Consider the following 16,199-nt stretch of genomic DNA (forward strand, 5'->3'; position numbering starts at 1 on the left):
CTCACGTTCTCACATGCCGATGTGTTCGTATGCCGGACGGACTCAACCCACAACGACGTCGACGACGAGTGCGCCGGCGAAGGCCAGCAGTAGAAGCCCCACTCCGAGTTCGAGATTGGCCAGTCCCCGCGGTCCGAGATTGCGAAATGCTGTGACGCCGAACAGGACCAGGATCGGCAGATAGACAATTCCGACGAGGACGTCGGCAGCGCCGAGAATCCCGAGTTGCACGGCAACGGGCCACGAGGACGATCGGTCGACGAACTGCGGCAACACGGCGACGAAGAACAGGATCACTTTCGGGTTCGTCAGGTTGGTGACGAAGGTGCTTCGGAAGGCGCGTCGACGGGCATGGCGATCGGATACCGGCCCGGTGCCGACGGTGAGCGAGCTTCCGCCTCGACGCCTCGTACGGCCGCTCTCGGCCAGCGCGCGAATGCCGAGGTAGGCGAGATACGCGGCACCGAGGATTGCGAGAACGGTAAGGCTGCCGGGAAGCGCGACGACCAATGCCGACAGCCCTACTGCACTGACGAGCATGTGCACGGTCAAACTGCACAGTGCACCGGCAGCTGCTGCCATGGCAACGAGCCGGCCACCGACGCTCGAACGCAGGATCATCACGGTGTCGGGTCCGGGTGAGATGTAGCTGGCCAACACCAACGACAAGAAGATGGCCCACTGCACACTCACGGGCGCTCGATCTCCTGTCGTTCGTCGGGTGAGGGAACACCCGGGAGTGTGGCGGGCAGCGCAGCCCCGCGCAGCCTGGTGCATCACAGCATCGTTTGCAATGCCGCGCTACGGGTACTTCTCGCACGGTCAAAAAACACGGCCATTCCAGCGACGCGGACATCGCGAAGATGTTCCCGCGCACGTTCACTTCTGCGAACGTGATTCGCGTTCTCGAGAAATGCCTCGCCCGGAGCACATCGGACACGAGCAGCAATCGACTCGACAACACCAGTGAAGGGCAAGCCCCAGTGATCGGCGACGACGTGTCGGAGACCAAGGCAGTACCTCGTATCCGAGAACTCGCGAGCCATCGAGTGCGATATGTCGATCACGGGCAGGGACCGGCCGTGGTGCTGATTCACGGTTTGATGGGAAGCCTCCACGACTGGGATCCCCAGATCGCGGGTCTGTCGGATCGGTTCCGCGTGATCGCCGTCGACCTGCCGGGGCATGGCGAGTCCGACAAGATTCCGGGTGACTACTCGCTGAGCGCACACGCCGCGACAGTCCGCGACCTCCTGACGGCCCTCGACATCGAGTCGGTCACCGTCGTCGGACATTCGTACGGGGGAGGGGTGGCCATGCAGATGCTGTATCTCTTCCCTCGGATGGTGGACGGCATCTGTTTGATCGCCAGCGGAGGGCTGGGTCAGGACGTGAATCCCGTTCTGCGGGCGGCGTCGTTGCCGGGTAGCGGCATGGCGATTCCCTTCGCCGCTTCCGCCGCGAGCAGAGCTGTCGTGGGCGGTGTTCTGGGAGTCCTGACGCGGTTGCGGCTGTTCAGGCCGGGGGCCGGTGATCGCCGAGCATGGCGCAACTTCGCGTCGATGTCCGACCCTGCGACTCGCCGAGCCTTTCTGTCCACCGCACGATCGGTCATCGACTATCGCGGGCAAACCGTGAATGCCACAAGGCTTCTCGCCTCGTTCACCGATGCGCGTGCACTGCTGGTGTGGGGTGAGCGCGACGCCATCATTCCTCTCGCCCACGCACATGCAGTCCGCGACCACATGCCCGCAGGAACGGCGATCGAGGTGGTGCCAGGAGCCGGGCATTTCCCGCATCTGGACGAGCCGGATCACTTCGATTCGGTGTTCCGCTCCTTCATGGACAAGCCGCGAACCGCTGAGTACCCCGCGGTGATGTGAACCGCGGGGTACATACGCTACTGCTGCACCGAGATTGCGGTCAGCTCTGAGCTCGTGCGGCCAGCTTGCCTGCGATTCCGGAGAGAATCTCGGTCGGCCGCTGCTGCTCGCCCTGCTGTGCGCCCAGAACGACCAGCGTCCCGGTGAGGATCGGCAGCGCCCACTGCAGGTACTGCAGCTGCTTCTGAGCAGCGGCGGCCTCCGGAGGTGTTCCTGCCATCGGCTCGGTTGCCGACTCGATCGAATGTCCCTGCGCCTCTGTTGTTTTGGCACTCAGCACGCCGCTGTACGCGGTTGCTGCCAGCGCAGCACCTGTCACGGCGATCTTGATGACGGTGTTGGCGGTGACGCCCTGCTGATGCCGAGCGCGACCACGGTTGGCCAGAAGGATCCCCGCGCCGCCGATGAGATGCGCGCCGATGGCTCCGGCATTGACCGGAGCCCATTTCGCCCAGCCCGAGGCGGCAACTCGTGCCCGGTCTCTCGGATCCTGCACTGCCGAGGATGCCACGTTGACGCCGACTGCACCCATGAGCGAGCCCCCGAACCATGCAGCCGCGCCGAGGTCGTGCAGTGAACGGATGACGGTATTTCTGTTGGACATCGATGTCCCTTTCGGTTGATTGCACACAGTCGGCACACGACTTGTGCGGAATACGAAAGGAATTGGCGCTTTTTTCACCGGCTTCCCTGGTGTTCGGGTACCCGTGCCGGGCGTTCCCACACCTGGGCCCCTCGGTCGGTCGGTGTGTGGTTCTACTGTCCGACGAGCGGACGGGGCGCACTGCTGCGTAGCTGAACGTGCAGCTGGAGATGCGCCCGTGTTGCTTCGTCGAGCACCGAAAGCGGAGTGCATTCGAGTGCTGCGTGCAATCGTCGACGGTAGCCCGCGGCATTGAGGCCGAAAGCAATCCAGATCTCCTCGTCTCCTGCGCCGCCGTAGGGAATCCAGCGAACGGCGAAGTCGATCAGTTCGTGGGCGTGAAACTCGTTCATGGTGGGCCTTGCCCCTGCGAGCGGCGACTGGCCTGCACCGTCATACAGATGTCGATACAGAGAGTGCCGTCGAGGAAGTGCGTGTGTGCGAAGCTTCGCAATGATGTGAGGGTTCGGGCGACGAAAGCTGTTGCGACGCCGTGACCCTACTCAGGGCGAAAGCGTCGTTCCCGGATCGGCTGGTGGTCTCAGCATTACCAGTCGACACCCGTCCGATGGTGTTGTCAACCGGGAGGGCCACATCCGATGGATCTGCGGTCTCACCGGTTGTCTTCGATCGGTCGCTAGACTCGAATCAGCCGTTCATGCGATTCAGGCGTACATCAGACCGATTCGAGGTTCCCCATGGCCCAGGACTCCGCCGACGACGGACGCACCGCCGCCGAGGCCGACGAACTCGACGACCTCAGGGACAGTTTGACCTCGTTGTCTCAGTTGGCCATGAACAGCCTCTCGTTGTCGCAGATGCTCACTCACATTGCCGAATTCGCTGTGAAGGCGATACCGGGTGCCGATGGTGCAGGTTTGACTCTCGAACACGGCGACCGGCGAGACACGATCGTGGCGACGGATGATTTCGTCGTAGAAGTCGACACGATCCAGTACGCGGTCGGGGAGGGTCCGTGCATCACGGCGGCTGCAGAGGGGCGCACCGTACGATCGGGCTCGCTCGGCGGTGACGCCCATTGGCCGCGTTTCGGCCCCAGGATCGGGCGTCTCGGAGTGCACAGCGCTCTGTCCTTGCCCCTGTTGTCGGGCGGAGGAACTCTGGGCGCGATCAATGTCTATGCCCGCGCCAAGGATGCATTCGACGATCGAGCGGTAGCTCTCGGTGAGCTGTTCGCGGTGCCCGCCGCTGTGTCGGTGGAGAACGCGCGGACTCTGTCCAATGCACTGCTGCTGTCGCACCAGCTCGAGAGAGCACTGACCAACCGAAAGGTGATCGACCATGCGATCGGCATCATTGTCAGTCGAAGTGGTTGCAGCAGTAGCGAGGCGTTCACCCGTCTTCGGGTGATGAGTCAGAAAGACGGCACCAAACTGACCGTGGTGGCGCAGTCGATCTTCGACGAGGCACAGCGCCGAGCCCAGGCACGCCGCACCGGACAGTAACGGCAACCGACACAGATGTTTCACGACATTGCGTCCACCGGACCCGTCGGGGTGACGCGCTGCATGAGCGAACGGGCAGCTGCGACGACGATATTTCGGTCGTGTGTGTGCAGGAACTCGAATCGCCGTTCGCTGTCGTCTCCGGAGTCACCGAGATCCCTGGCAACGACGGCTGCGAAATAGTGTTGTCCCACCACCGCGATCGTCCATTGTCCGGTGAAGGGATCGCCGATTCGCAGACGTGTGCCGCGCACCCCCGGGGCCGGCTCGGGTGCCATCCCGACACCGAACGCGGCCACGAACGTGTTGCGGGCTGCCAGGTCGGCGTACCTTGCCGCGACGACTGAATCGAAGAACTCGGCGCTCTGGAAGGTCGCCAGGATGACCAGCGATTCGTCGGCAAGCTGCGCATGTCGTTCGATCTGGCGAGTCAGAGCCGCCACCAACGGTTTTCTCCCGATCGAGGGCAGGGCATAGTCGAACACGTCCGACGGCAGGGCTGGGACTCGACCGGCAACCGAGCGCAGCGATTCGATTCGCGGACGCCGTGTTCCGGTCATGCGTCGGGTGCTGCCGGGTTCGGTGCGCGGCAGCGGAGCCGGGCGGCCGAACATCCATCCCTGTCCGAGAACAGCTCCGTAGGCGAGGCCACGTTCGAGGTGGGCCTGCGTTTCGATACCCTCGGCCAGAATCATCGCGCCGGTCGATTCCACGTGCGCGCTGATCGCGGCGATGACACGGGCTCGCTCCGGATTCGGATCATGCTGTACGAGTACGCGATCGAGCTTGATGATCTCGGGCGCGATGAACTCGAGCAGAGCCAAGGAATCGGGGTGGCAGCCAACATCGTCGATCGCGATGCGGCACCCGTCGCGCCGGGCTCGGTCCACCATGCGCAGCAGGCTCGCCGGGTCCGAGAGCAGTGAGCGCTCGGTCAGTTCGAGCACGATGTCGAGATGCTCGGCAGCGGCACGAATGCGGGCATGAGCGTGATCGAACAAGACCCCTGCGGTGTCGGGTTCGACATTGAGAAACAGAGTGTGTGCTCGCGGCAGTTGTGCCTCGAGTGCGCCGTCCACAGCGGCGGCGCGGCAGGCCCAGTCGAACTGCACCAGTTCGCCGCAATCGGCCGCGGCCGCGAAAACCTCGGTCGGGTCGACGGCGGGATGGAGCGGCCACCGAGCGAGGGCCTCGTACCCGACCACCATGCCGGAGTCGAGGTCCACGATCGGTTGATACATCGGACGAACCGAATGCGGATCGTTCAGAATCGAGGCTATGTCGGTCGTACTGCGGGCGGACGGTCGGTCGGAGTCGTCCGCCACGTGCAGTGTTCCTCGACCGCGGTGGCTCGTCCGTTCGCCCCGATTGTCGTGGGTGGTGACACCATTCGATTTTGCGCCTCGGGCGGAGTCGAATCGAGCACCCTGGCGTCGGCTGTAGAGATCGGCGTCGGCTGCCTGGATGGCGGCACACAGAGACGCTGCGCAGTCGACGAGAGCGATTCCGCAGCTGATGGACCCGGTCCCCCTGGCGCGCAACGCGGACTCGACCGCCTCGAGATCGTGGCGCACCGCCTCCTCGTCGACGTCGAGAAGGGAAAAGACGAATTCGTCACCGCCGAAGCGGACGAGCACTGCGTCGCGATGAAGATGGCCACGGACGATGGCGGTGACGTTGCGCAGCATGTCGTCACCTGCCGCATGCCCACGGCTGTCGTTGACAGCCTTCAGCCCGTCGATGTCGAGAAATCCGATCACCATTTGCCGCCCGTCCCGTCGCGCCCGGTCGAAGTCACGTTGGAGTTCGACTGTGCCCGCGTCCCGACGGTAGGTGCCGGTCAGACCGTCGATGGCCGATCGTCTTCGGTCCTGTGCGGCGGCGAGACGATCGGCTCGCGCTGCCGCGCGGTCCTCAGCCGCACGCCTGCGGTCTTCGGCCGCCTTGATCTGCTCGTCGTTTCGGTCGCGTTCTTCGGCGAATCGGTCTGCACTACCGGCGTTTTCATCACGCGTCGCCGCTCGGCGGTCGCGTCGATCCGCATCGGTGGTCCAGCTTTCCGGGGCTTGTTCGGATTCTGGAGGGATATCGGCGGGTGACACGACAGGCGAAGACTCGGACATTGTGGGCCGCGCGATCAGGTGTTCGACCGGGATTGTTCCCGGCGAGTCAGTCGGCCGGCCAGAACATCGACCGGCGTGTTCGTTTCCTGCGATATCGCCGACAGCATGTCGAACGCGTGCTGGGGCTCGGTGTCGTACCGCTCCATGATCATCCCCTTCGCCCGCCAGATGGTGTCGAGGTTAAGGCGCAGGATCGACCGAATTGCCCTGTAGCGCAACGCTGTAGCGGTGAACGAGGGGAATCGGCTGTCGCTTCGTACGTCACGGACGAGCACGGATTCGTTCTCAAGGATCGATCGAAGGGACCGCCCGTCGTCGACGCCGCGCCGAATGTCGTCCACCGCCGCCGCCAGTGGGTCGGTCGGGGCGTCGAAGCGCGTCCGGCCACGTCCGAGGAGCATCGTTGTCGACGCGGCTTCGGCACCGGGAACGATTCGCAGCGCTGCCGAGGAGATTGCACCGAGCGTGTGCTCGACGCTGCTCGGGTGCGCATCGAGCTCACGCGCGACGTTCGCCTTTGCACGGACATCGGGCTCTCCGGTGAAGCGATGGACGCGCTGGGTGTCCGTGGGTGACGCCAGTGACTCGCGACCCGCGGACGACTCGGTGTTTCGGCAGAAGTCTGCATTTCGGCAGGAATGGGCTTGTGTTGCAACGAGATCCGTCATCGTTGGTGCTCCGCCCTCCGGGCTGCCGATGGCCGGCGCAGGTACCTCGCGCGCGGACGATCGGTTCCGAGGTCGTGAAGCGCGGTCTCTGCCGCGCGTATCGTTCTGTCCGGGCGAAGAAGATCTCTGTCGGCTTCGCGGCCACGTAGGCGTCGGAGTCGATCCCGGGTCGGCTGTTTTCTCAGCAGTGCTCATCTGATAACAGCTGCACTGGTTTGTCAACCGGGCGCAAGGGCCGTGCCCACCGAGTCTCGGGTGGGCGTAGGGTCCAATCAGTTGGCGAACTTGGGGTGGGTCCCGACCCATCGTTGGCAACCAACGGGCACAGTGCTGTCGAGGCATGTGCAGACGGGAACCACGAATCGGCGCTCGGGCCGCCCAGGCGTACCCATGGACACCCAATCGGCGTTGATCGACGCTCTCGAATCCTTGACGGACCGCATCGCCGACCCCGGAGTCGACTTGAGTCGGCTTCTGGCCGATCTGGTCGGCGTGGCGGTGGTTTCGATCGAATCCCTGATATCGGCCACCTTGACCGTCACCATCGAGGAGTACCCGTTCACCCTGATGTCCGCCGTGGCGGACAACACCGCACGGGTGCAGACATCGGTGTCGATACCTCTCGGGATGGACATGGAACGAGCGGCGAGTTCCGAGCTCGTCATGCTCGCCGGAACCCAAGGATCGTTCGAGGGCTTGGCCGCCGACGTCGGCGTTCTTCTGCACCTCGATCCGGCCGCCGTCGAACTGGATGCCCATCTGTCGGGCGCGCTCGATATCGGAGCCACGGAACCGCTGTGGTTCATCGACCGGGCCCGGGGAGTGTTGCTTGCCAGGGGTGCGGTCGACGCCGACATCGAGTTGCGACGCCGATCCACACGTGACCGCTGCAGTCTGACGGAGTCGGCGCAGCAGGTAATGGCGGAGGCGTGCAGACCCACCGGTCCCGGAGGGTAGCTGTCGGGGTTCTCAGTCCGATGTGTCGCTTCGGGTTCCGGCGACGTTCGACAAAACCGTCCGAGGATCCAACGTTCGTTGGACCAGGCCGTCGGCCACCTGCGACAGCGGTACGGCGTGATCGCGGGCGTAGCGCCGCAGCACACCGAATGCTTGATCCATGTCGAGTGCACCCACGTGCGACAGAAGTCCCTTCGCCTGCTCGAGCCTGGCCCTACTTCGCAAGGTGTTCGACAGTCGTGCTCCGATCGCGGCCGGGTCGGGCGGCACCGATCCGTGCACGAGCGCGATGCTGGCCACGTGGGCGAGAGCCTGAGCCAACTCGAGGTCGTCGTGATCGAGTGCGCCCGAACGTGATCCGAACAGGCCCAGGGTGCCCAGTACGTTCGTCCGCAATCGCATGGGAACGGCGTGAACCGCGGCGAAACCGGCCGAGGTGGCGACCTCGACGAACTGCGGCCATGTCGTCCGCCGTTCCTCGAGATCGGCGACGCTGACGGGTTGTCCGCTGTGGAAGCAGTCCAGGCACGGGCCCTGCTCGCGTTGAAGTTGGAACACCTCCAACAGTCGAGTCGCTTCCGAGGATGCTGCCACCACGTGCAACACACCCCGTTCGTCGGCCAGGAGTAGTCCTGCCGAGGCGATGTCGAGGAGCTCGGCGCACTCGGTGGTCAGTCCACTGAGCAGCTCGATCACATCGAAGTCACCCACCAGGCCGTTGGCCAATCGCACGAAGGCTTCGGTGACGCCGTGCTCGCGGTCGATGTTCATCAGATACTTCCCGAGTCGGACCCAGAGGTGGGTGTGTCGTCGGAGTCGAGTACGAGCCGACGTTCGATGATGTCCCAGGCGACTTCGCTTGCCGTCTGGCCGCTGGTGTAGGCATGCGCACGCAGCCGGGCGAGGGCTTCGACGGAGTCGAGATCGAGTTGACCCATCAGAATGCCGGTGGCCTGGTACACCTCGACGCGTTCGAGAGATGCGAGTTGGTCCCAGCCGTCACCGCCCTCGCCTGCCGCTTCCCAATCGAGATCCGAGTTCATCAGATCCAGCAGAGGTAGCGCGGCGAGTTCGGCCGCCCACATGCCCGCACTCAAGTCGGTGTTCGACAGTGGTCCTGGAGTCGAGGAGAAGAGGTCGAGAACCCCGATGTGCACTGCGGCAATTGCCGTGGGCAGAGCGAAGACGGCTTGAATTCCGGCGTCGAGAACGGCAGGAGTGAATGCAGGCCAACGTCGTTCGGTGGGATCGGCCAGATCGGGCACCAGAATGGGTGCCCCGGTGGCCACTGCGTCCAAACACGGTCCCTCACCGAACGTGAACTGAAACTCGTCGAGCCGTCTACTGAATGCGCCACTGGACCCGAAGGTCCCGCGGCTCACACCGTCGTGAATCACCGAGATCGCTGCACCGTCGACAGGGAGAAGCTCGACACACGCCACACACAGGCGATCAGCGGCCGACAGTCCGCCACCGACTCCCGCCATCGCCGACGCCAATTGCTCGCGAAGACGCGATTGCGCCGTCACAACCTGACTGTTGGGGGAATGCACAACGCTCTCATGAAGACCAACCCTAGTCCTCTGCCAGGTCCCGTGCCCTCGGCTCGGGGATCGTGACGGTTGCAACGAAATCGAAGTGCCCATCTCGACGTCGTCTGCCATCATGACGTCGTGAAGATCGTGTCGATCAATGCCTGGGGTGGCGCGATGTACGACGATCTCGCGGCCTGGCTCGAAACCGTTGCCGCGGATGTCATTTGCCTCCAAGAAGTCACGCGCACCGCAGATCGGTCGGGATGGTCGACGTTCGCCGACGGCGAGCGCACATTGCCGCAGCGGCTCAATCTGTTCGACGACGTGTCGGCGCTGCTCCCCGGATACACGCCGTGTTTCGTCGCCAACGATGCCGGCCCCGTCACCGACGGTGACGGCGTCGAATTGCGTCAGGACTTCGGGATCGCGACCTGGGTGCGTGACGAGTTTCCGGTGGTCGGGCTCGACGCGCGGTTCGTCCATTCACGGTTCGTCGATCACACGGTCTGGGATGTGGATGACCGTCCACGAGCTGCTCTGACTGTCACCGTCCGCGATCGCATCGCCGAAAGGTTCGTCTCCGTCATCCAACTGCACGGTCTGCGCGACCCAGCAGGTAAGGGCGACAGTCCGATTCGTTTCGATCAGGCCCAGAAGCTGGTGCAAATCATCGAGCATGTTCGTTCGTCGAGCGATGTCATCGTCCTGTGCGGTGACCTCAATCTGCTGCCGTCGAGTGAGACTTTCACTCTGCTGGCCGAACACGGGATGACCGACCTCGTCGAAGATGCCGATACGCGAACGTCGAGCTATACGAAAGAAATTCGGAGTGCGAGTTACTTGATGGTCTCTTCCACATCCGTGGTGCGAAGCTTCGAGATCGTCACCGAGCCGGAAGTGTCCGATCACCGGGCTTTGGTGCTGGAACTTCTTTGATCCTTGTCTGTTGTGCCGCCAGCTGTTCGATCCGACCCCGCAGGCATATACGTACTGCGTTCGGCTGCACCGCGTAAAGCGTTCGAGATCGCGTACATAGCCGGGGTGTACTGGCGCCGCGCGAGTGAGGCGATGTAGATGACCCGGGTCGGAACACGATCCGTGTCGAGGAAAGCGATGGTGGTGACGTCCGGTCGGTGGTGAACCACCGACAGTCGGGGGACCATGGCGATGCCGACGCCTGCGGCCACCATGGCCTCGATTTCCTGGTAGTCGTGGGCTTCGTACACGACGTCGGGCTCGAATCCTGCTACGCGGCAACTGCGATAGAGAACCTCCGCTGCCGGGTGGTCGTTGCTCCGAATGATCCACCGCGCGCCTCGGAGGTCGTGCAAGGACACATCCCGTCCCCGGCGATCGTCGTCTATCGGAAGCAGCAGCACGGTCTGGTCTTCCATCAGTGGCTCGAGTGACAGCGATCGTTCTGCCTCCTCCGTCCAGGCGTAGCTCCACAGCAGTGCCAGGTCGATCTCGCTCGAATGAAGCATGTCCAGCAATTGCGGTCGAACGGCCGACCGAACACGAACGTCCACCCCCGGCCATCGCGAGTGATAGTCCTTCAACGCGTCGGAGAGCAGCGACGCACTGACCGTGGGAAACGAGCCGAGCCGGACCGAACCGCGTTCGAGGCCCCTGATCGCTTCCAGGTCGCCGCTCGCGGCACGCATCTCGCGGCGAAACAGGCGGGCCCGGCTGGTCAGGATCTCGCCGGCCTCGGTGAGCTGTACGCCGCGCGGCAGGCGAGTGAGGACCGGCTGTTTGATGCCGTGTTCGAGTTTGCCAATGCGTTGGGACGCTGCCGAGGGAGTCATGTTCGCTCGCTCGGCACCTGCGGTCAGGGAACCGGCCTCGGCGATGTCGAGCAGAAGAAACAACGTCACGACGTCGAACGTGTGGTTCATACGCACATCCTTCAGCTCAGCTAAACAACCGGGTAGCAAAACGATATTGTCCTAAAAGCCATGCGTCAATAATGTGACAGGGACAACGTTCGAGTGCGGATGTAACCGAGCACTTACCCAGCCACCCGAAAGACGCCCATGACTTCCATCGAGATCCTCCCGCTCATCGCGTTGGTTGCGATGTTCGTGATCGCAACCTTCTTTCCGATCAATATCGGCATCCTCGGATTCATCGGTGCCTTCGTGGTCGGATATTTCGCGCTGGGGTTCGACGACAAGGAAATTCTCGAGGAGTTCCCCAGCTCGATCGTGTTGACCATCGTCGGAGTCACGTACTTCTTCGGTATGGCCAAACGCAACGGCACCATCGATCTGCTGGTCATCAGTTGCATCAGAGCGGTACACGGTCGGGTGACGGTGGTGCCCTGGGTGTTCTTCTTCGTCGCCTCGGTGCTGACGGCGCTCGGCACGTTCAGCCCTGCTGCAGTCGCGCTCATCGTGCCCGCTGCCATGGCGTTCGCAGCGCGAACCGGTATGAGTCCGCTGGTCATGGGCATCATGGTGATCAACGGTGCCCATGCTGGAGCGTTCTCCCCGATTTCCGTATCCGGCGTTCTGGTCCGCGACATCGTCGAGAACAACGGCCTTGCGCTCGACCCGTGGACGCTGTTCTTCGCCAGTTACGGCATCAACCTGCTGCTCTCGGTTCTCACAGTGACGGGCTACGCGGCCCTGGCCCGGATGAAGGGCTTCGAGTACACCGCAACAGGATCCACCGATCCCGCACCCGGCAGCGGCCCGGCGGGTGGATCGCCGGTCAAGACTCCCGCCCCCACCACCGGCGGTGGCACTTCGGGTGGCAGCACTTTCGGCGGCAGCACTGCGGTGCTCACCCGTCCGACGACAACCAACCTGGTCGACGCTCCCGCCCCGGTCACGTTCGTACAGAAGCTCACTCTTTTCCTCATCGGCGCGCTTCTGGTGCTCGTTCTGGTGTTGCACCTGCCGATCAGCTTCATCGCCATCGCCGCCGGAGCGGTGCTTGCATTCACGGATCTGAAGAAGCAGAACGAAGCCATCGCAGACATCAGTTGGTCGACGGTACTGCTGGTCGCGGGCATGGTCACCTACATCTCGATCCTTCAGGAGGTAGGCACCATCGACCATCTCGCCGAGATGGCCATCACTATCGGCGCTCCGATCATCGTGGCTGTGGTGCTCTGCTACGTCATCGGAATCACCTCGGCGTTCGCGTCCTCCACCGCCCTGCTGGCCGCCGTTATTCCGCTGGCCATGCCCTTGCTCGGAACCGGTGCACTGCCGGTCGTCGGTGTCGTCGCTGCTCTGGCCATCTCGGCCACCGTCGTCGACGTCTCGCCCTTCTCGACCAACGGTGCGCTCGTGCTGGCCAACGCGCAGAACATCGAACGCCCACGCTTCTATCGCCAGTTGCTGCTCAATGCCGGAGTTGTCGTGGCCATCGCGCCGGCTCTGTGCTGGCTGATCCTGGTCGTCGTCCCCGCCCTGTTCTGAACCGGTACCAGTGCGTTAAGCGTTGCTGCACGGCATGGACATATTTCGTAATTGTGCTTGATCATCCTCTGGCCCAGGGTGGAAGCATCGGATCCTGATCGGAAGGCACAGCAGATGTTCACTCTTCGTGGAACCTGGATGCGTGGGGGAACCAGCAAGTGCTGGTTGTTCAACGCGGTCGATATCGACCCGTACGTCGCCGAGGCCGGCGGCCTCGACAACATCCTCACTGCCGCGTTCGGCTCCGGCGATCCACGGCAACTAGACGGAGTGGGTGGGGGCAGTTCGACGACCTCCAAGGCCGCGATCGTTCGTCGCTCCAGCGCGCCGGGTATCGACGTCGATTACCTCTTCGCTCAGGTCGCCATCGAGAACCGCACGGTCGAGTGGGGCAGCAACTGCGGAAACTGTGCGACGGCGATCGGGCTGTACGCCGTGCAGACCGGTCTCGTCGCCGTCGACGATCGCGTCACCGTGGTGCGCATGCGCAACGAGAACACCGGTGCAATTCTCACCGCGGAGATCTCGACCCCGGGCGGACGCATTCCTGCCGAGGGCGGCGCGGCTGTCCCCGGAACCACTGCCCTCGGTGTGCCGGTGGGGCTCACCTTCACCGACCCTGCCCCCGACCGACCGACGATGCTTCCCACCGGCGCAGAGATCGATCGAGTTACGCTCGGCGACTGTGAGTTCCGAGGAACATTCGTTCGTGCCGGTGCACCCGCCGCGTTCTTCGATGCTGCCGATTTCGGGCTGGACGGTTCGGAAAGCAACGATGTCGTCGCCGCGCACGTCCCCACACTCATTGCGCTGCGTAGGCTGGCAGCGCTGAGAATGGGACTGAGCAAGCCCGAAGAGCCCGTCTCGCATGCCGTTCCGAAGGTCGGAATCATCGGACCTCCGGTGGGCTACACCACGACCACCGGTGAGCGCGTCGCCGCCGCGGACTACGACATCTCGGTGCGCATGCTCTCCATGATGGCACCGCACCCGGCAATAGGACTGACGTCGGCGGTTGCTGTTGCAGCGGCTGCCACGGTCACGGGTGGTGTGGTCATTGCCAACGCCCGCATCGGCTGGCCCGGATCACTCCGCATCGGCACAGCGGCAGGTGTGCTCGACGTCGACTACGTCACGGATCGGGACGGATTTCTGCACTCGGTCACACTTCATCGAGCGGTGCGTCGTATCGCCACCGCCGATCTGTTCGTGGTGCCGGTGCCCACTCTCGTCGGTGCGCACTAGGCTGAGCGGCATCGCTTCTCAGAATCGGGCGGCAACGTCCTCGAACATCTTCAGTAGCACGGTCGCGCTGGGCGAGAGCTTCTGTTCCGCCAAGTGGGCCAGCAGGATTCGCCGTGACGGTGCACCGGTCAAAGGAACCAGGCGTACATCGTCTCGAATGTTGGACAGTGCCATTCGGGGTGCGAACGAGACGCCGAGGTCCACCGCCACCATGGCCTGAGCCTCCTGATAGTCGTTTGCTGCGAACGACACCGACGGCGAGAACCCGGCAGCATGGCATGCCCGTTCGAGCGCTGCACCCACCGGATGAGTGTCCTCCCTGGTTATCCACTGCTCGTGTTCCAGCTCGTTCATGTGGATCGAACTACGTTCGGCAAGATGATGATTGACGGATACGACGAGCATCGGCGGGTCGATCATGAGTTGATGCACGGTCAGTTCCACGTCGGTGATCCGAGCCCATTCGTAATCCCAGAGCAGGGACAGCTCCACCTCACGGGTGTCGAGCATTCCCCGCAGCCCGGCGAATCGCGAACTGCGCACCGTCAGTGCCACTGCGGGATGACGAGACTTGAACAGCTTCACCACGGGCGGTAACAGACTGGCCCCCGCGGTGGGGAAGGTTCCTATTCGCAGCGTCCCGGCGCGCAGGCCGGATAGGTCTTCGAGTTCGTTTCGTGCAGCGAGCAATTGGGTCTCGATTCGTTCGGCGTGACGTACCAGAACTTCACCCGCCTCGGTCAGGCGAACTCCCCTGGCGTGACGCTCGAGCAGCGGTTGCCCCGCTTCGATCTCGAGCTTGCTCAATTGTTGCGAGACCGCAGATGTGGTGAAGCTCAACCGAGTTGCGGCCGCCGTGATGGATCCGGTTCGTACGACCTCCACGAGAAGCAGCAGGCGTCGGGTGTCGAACATGATCGAACCACCTTTAAGTGAAAGTTAAGGGATCTCGACTTTTTCGTAATTGTACTCGACGGCTGTGTGATGCAGGCTATGTACAGCACCCACACGAGAGCTGCGTCACATGACCGCACTGCTCCCTCGAATGGTCAACTCCAAGAACATGTTCGAGAGTAACGATCGGAAGGTATCCGAGGATGTATTCACTGCGTGGCACGTGGATGAGGGGCGGGACCAGCAAGTGCTGGCTCTTCGGCTCCGTCGACGTCGAGCCACTGATCGAACAAGCAGGTTCCCTGGACGAAATTCTGGTTTCCGCCTTCGGATCCGGCGACCCCCGCCAGCTCGACGGCGTCGGCGGTGGCAGCTCGACAACCTCGAAAGCGGCCATCGTCAGCAGGTCCTCCGAGGACGGAATCGACGTGGACTACCTCTTTGCTCAGGTCGCCATCGGTGACCGAAAGGTGGAGTGGGGAAGCAATTGTGGCAATTGCGCTACCGCGATCGGCCTGTACGCACTCCAGCAAGGACTGGTGGCGATCGATCCGGTCACCACCGTCGTACGGATGCGTAACCGCAATACCGGTGCCGTGCTGCTCACCGAGATCGACACACCGGGCGGCGTCGTTCCGTCCGAGGGGTCGGCCCAGGTTGCCGGAACGTCGGCTCTCGGCGTTCCGGTCGGACTGACGTTCATCGACCTGGGTGCCGACCGCACTCGGTTGCTCCCCACCGGGGCGGTGGAGGACGCCGTGGAGCTACATGGGTCGCAGTACCGCGGCACGATGGTGGTCGCAGGCGCTCCCGCTGCGTTGTTCGATGCATCAGACCTGGGTATGACCGGGGCCGAGACCGCTGCCGAAATGACCGAACGTGTTCCGCTACTGGTCGAATTGCGCCGCAGTGCTGCACTGCTCATGGGGCTGTCGCGCCCGCAGGATCCGATCACGCACGCAGTGCCGAAGGTCGGCATCATCGCGCCTCCGGTGGATTACCACCTCGAAGACGGAACGCTCGTCTCGGCCGGCGAGTACGACGTGTGCGTGCGCATGCTCTCGATGATGGCACCGCACCCGTCCATCGGCCTGACGTCGGCGGTCGCTGTGGCCGCTGCCGCAACCGTACGCGGCGGTGTGGTGGATCGGGTCGTCCACGGTGCCACCACCTCGACGCTGCGACTGGGGACGCCTGCAGGTGTGTTGGCCGTCGATGTCGATATCGCTGCGGACGGCAACCTCACCAGCGTGACCCTGCACCGCGCTGCACGACGTATCGCGACAGCGGAATTGTTCGTTTCCGCTGCGGCAACGGCACTTTCGATCGGATAGCTCGACCTGTGAACACGGCT

General features: G+C 63.5%; 16 protein-coding genes. 7 read left to right on the forward strand and 9 right to left on the reverse strand.

The features are described from left to right. Positions 1–42: 42 nt before the first annotated feature. The gene (locus CH251_RS20665; protein ID WP_179273483.1) at positions 43–693 is read right to left on the reverse strand and encodes a LysE family translocator; all 651 of its coding nucleotides are present in this window, start codon (positions 691–693) and stop codon (positions 43–45) included. Positions 694–983: 290 nt separating this feature from the next. Here CH251_RS20665 and CH251_RS20670 point away from each other — a divergent pair, with 290 nt between their 5' ends. Beyond that, a complete protein-coding gene (locus CH251_RS20670; RefSeq protein WP_256979204.1) occupies positions 984–1,883 on the forward strand; it encodes an alpha/beta fold hydrolase in 900 nt (299 codons plus the stop codon). 40 nt (positions 1,884–1,923) lie between these two features. Here the strand turns inward: CH251_RS20670 and CH251_RS20675 are convergent, their stop codons facing one another. Further along, entirely contained in the window at positions 1,924–2,487 is a 564-nt protein-coding gene (locus CH251_RS20675; protein WP_094614808.1) for a hypothetical protein, read from the reverse strand. 152 nt (positions 2,488–2,639) lie between these two features. Next, positions 2,640–2,879, reverse strand: a complete 240-nt coding sequence (locus CH251_RS20680) for a hypothetical protein (protein ID WP_094614809.1) — start codon at positions 2,877–2,879, stop codon at positions 2,640–2,642. Positions 2,880–3,224: 345 nt separating this feature from the next. On the opposite strand from CH251_RS20680, the gene CH251_RS20685 reads away from it, so the two are divergent. Then, complete coding sequence (locus CH251_RS20685; protein WP_094614810.1) at positions 3,225–3,992, forward strand: GAF and ANTAR domain-containing protein; 768 nt, start codon at positions 3,225–3,227, stop codon at positions 3,990–3,992. 20 nt (positions 3,993–4,012) lie between these two features. On the opposite strand, the gene CH251_RS20690 is transcribed toward CH251_RS20685, so the two are convergent. Both CH251_RS20690 and CH251_RS27590 read right to left on the reverse strand, forming a co-directional pair. Continuing rightward, positions 4,013–6,115 carry an EAL domain-containing protein gene (locus tag CH251_RS20690; RefSeq protein ID WP_094614811.1) on the reverse strand — a complete coding sequence of 701 codons (2,103 nt, stop codon included), beginning with the start codon at positions 6,113–6,115 and terminating at the stop codon, positions 4,013–4,015. Positions 6,116–6,129: 14 nt separating this feature from the next. Next, complete coding sequence (locus tag CH251_RS27590; protein WP_179273481.1) at positions 6,130–6,783, reverse strand: ANTAR domain-containing protein; 654 nt, start codon at positions 6,781–6,783, stop codon at positions 6,130–6,132. Between the two features lie 390 nt (positions 6,784–7,173). Between CH251_RS27590 and CH251_RS27595 the strand changes: the two genes are divergently transcribed. After that, positions 7,174–7,740: a hypothetical protein gene (locus CH251_RS27595; protein ID WP_179273480.1), complete on the forward strand. Its 567-nt coding sequence runs from the start codon at positions 7,174–7,176 to the stop codon at positions 7,738–7,740. 12 nt (positions 7,741–7,752) lie between these two features. Here the strand turns inward: CH251_RS27595 and CH251_RS20705 are convergent, their stop codons facing one another. Both CH251_RS20705 and CH251_RS20710 read right to left on the reverse strand, forming a co-directional pair. Continuing rightward, positions 7,753–8,511, reverse strand: coding sequence for a GAF and ANTAR domain-containing protein (locus CH251_RS20705; RefSeq protein ID WP_032395499.1), 759 nt, complete (start codon positions 8,509–8,511; stop codon positions 7,753–7,755). Further along, complete coding sequence (locus CH251_RS20710) at positions 8,511–9,269, reverse strand: GAF and ANTAR domain-containing protein (protein ID WP_230596775.1); 759 nt, start codon at positions 9,267–9,269, stop codon at positions 8,511–8,513. Before CH251_RS20710 ends, CH251_RS20705 begins: the two co-directional genes overlap by 1 nt. A 144-nt stretch (positions 9,270–9,413) precedes the next feature. Here CH251_RS20710 and CH251_RS20715 point away from each other — a divergent pair, with 144 nt between their 5' ends. Further along, a complete protein-coding gene (locus CH251_RS20715; RefSeq protein WP_094614814.1) occupies positions 9,414–10,211 on the forward strand; it encodes an endonuclease/exonuclease/phosphatase family protein in 798 nt (265 codons plus the stop codon). On the opposite strand, the gene CH251_RS20720 is transcribed toward CH251_RS20715, so the two are convergent. After that, positions 10,181–11,173 carry a LysR family transcriptional regulator gene (locus CH251_RS20720; protein ID WP_094614938.1) on the reverse strand — a complete coding sequence of 331 codons (993 nt, stop codon included), beginning with the start codon at positions 11,171–11,173 and terminating at the stop codon, positions 10,181–10,183. The genes CH251_RS20715 and CH251_RS20720 overlap by 31 nt on opposite strands. Positions 11,174–11,311: 138 nt before the next feature. Between CH251_RS20720 and CH251_RS20725 the strand changes: the two genes are divergently transcribed. Beyond that, positions 11,312–12,706 (forward strand): SLC13 family permease, encoded by a 1,395-nt coding sequence (locus CH251_RS20725; protein ID WP_094614815.1) that lies wholly within the window; start codon positions 11,312–11,314, stop codon positions 12,704–12,706. A gap of 114 nt (positions 12,707–12,820) precedes the next feature. Continuing rightward, positions 12,821–13,951 carry a PrpF domain-containing protein gene (locus CH251_RS20730; RefSeq protein ID WP_094614939.1) on the forward strand — a complete coding sequence of 377 codons (1,131 nt, stop codon included), beginning with the start codon at positions 12,821–12,823 and terminating at the stop codon, positions 13,949–13,951. A gap of 18 nt (positions 13,952–13,969) precedes the next feature. Here the strand turns inward: CH251_RS20730 and CH251_RS20735 are convergent, their stop codons facing one another. Next, on the reverse strand, positions 13,970–14,866 hold the full coding sequence (locus CH251_RS20735) for a LysR family transcriptional regulator (protein ID WP_094614816.1): 897 nt from the start codon (positions 14,864–14,866) through the stop codon (positions 13,970–13,972). 182 nt (positions 14,867–15,048) lie between these two features. On the opposite strand from CH251_RS20735, the gene CH251_RS20740 reads away from it, so the two are divergent. Continuing rightward, a complete protein-coding gene (locus tag CH251_RS20740) occupies positions 15,049–16,179 on the forward strand; it encodes a PrpF domain-containing protein (RefSeq protein WP_094614817.1) in 1,131 nt (376 codons plus the stop codon). Positions 16,180–16,199 lie beyond the last annotated feature (20 nt).

Source organism: Rhodococcus sp. 06-462-5, from assembly GCF_002258315.1.
Taxonomy (GTDB): Bacteria; Actinomycetota; Actinomycetes; order Mycobacteriales; family Mycobacteriaceae; genus Rhodococcoides.